This window comes from Vibrio sp. D173a (assembly GCF_030248475.1).
The window spans coordinates 1-733 of the sequence record NZ_JAHGAH010001420.1 but is presented as its reverse complement, the minus strand read 5'-3'; the positions used below and the strand labels follow the sequence as shown (position 1 = coordinate 733).

The following is a 733-nucleotide window of genomic DNA, read 5'->3' as shown; positions in this document are numbered from 1 at the left end:
GACGCCCACACCTCTTCAGTTTGCCCCGAAGAGAGTACCTTTCCCTGTTCAAGAATCACCAAGTGATTAGAGAGCCTGAGGATCTCATTTAGACTGTGAGTCACATAGATAATGGGAATTTTCACGCTTTCAGATAGGTTCTCTAAAAACGGCATCACCTCACGTTTGCGCGGCAGATCAAGCGAGGCTAATGGTTCATCCATCAGTAAGATATTCGGTTTAGAGAGTAGCGCTCGACCGATTGCTACACGCTGCTTCTCACCACCGGATAATTTTGCAGGGTAACGATCAAGTAGAGCTCGCAAAGAGAGAAGATCCACCACTTGATCGAAATGATCCCTATCGAAGGTTTTAACACCGTATCTAAGGTTGCTGCTTACCTTCATGTGTGGAAACAGACGCGACTCTTGAAATACATAGCCGACATTGCGCTGGTGGACAGGCAGATTAATACCCTTAGAGCTATCAAACAAGGTTTTACCAGACACCACAATATGACCACTGTCTGGGTTTTTAAGGCCACTGATGGCATTAATCAACGTCGTTTTGCCAGCACCAGAACGGCCAAAAATAGCAGTGATTCCGTGGCTTGGTAGATTGAGGTCTACATCAAACTCAGTATCGCCGAGCTTTTGCTGATAATTTAATATCAACTGACTCATTGATTGCCTCCTAATTTACTCGCCGTTTTACGGTTCAACCACTCCGATAACATCAAAGAGCCAAGTGCAAT

Annotated in this window: 1 protein-coding gene; it reads right to left on the bottom strand. The window is 45.2% G+C overall.

Going from position 1 to position 733, the window contains the following annotated elements; all coding sequences use genetic code 11:
• The coding region (modC, locus tag KIV40_RS33780) for a molybdenum ABC transporter ATP-binding protein (RefSeq protein WP_285353797.1) at positions 1-662 on the bottom strand (662 nt) is incomplete at its 3' end.
• Positions 663-733: the final 71 nt, after the last annotated feature.